The sequence below is a fragment of the Bacillus sp. SIMBA_154 genome (genome assembly GCF_046536015.1).
Taxonomy (GTDB): domain Bacteria; phylum Bacillota; class Bacilli; order Bacillales; family Bacillaceae; genus Bacillus; species Bacillus pumilus_P.
Genome location: NZ_JAWJBV010000694.1, coordinates 1 through 234 on the forward strand (window position 1 = coordinate 1; position 234 = coordinate 234).

The window sequence follows — 234 nt, forward strand, 5'->3', positions numbered from 1 at the left end:
AACTAAAGTATCAATTAAAAATATTTTTAAAGATACAACACCAAAAGGGTTGGTTGTTTGCGGGACTCAAGAAAAGTTTATATTTAGCTTCTGGGACTATATTAAAGCTGAAATAAACAATAGTAACAATCAAGACGATAAAAAATTAGTTTGTTTATTTGAGTTATTGTTTACTCGTTTCAAGTTAGCCTTTCCTATGTTTGAGCTACAACAAGTTAAAGTGGGTGATGTATT

1 protein-coding gene is annotated in these 234 nt (G+C 29.1%); it reads left to right on the plus strand.

Annotated elements, in window-relative coordinates; translation table 11 throughout:
• A partial coding sequence (locus tag R0K30_RS23645) for a hypothetical protein (RefSeq protein WP_410613484.1) occupies window positions 1-234 on the plus strand: 234 nt, incomplete at both ends.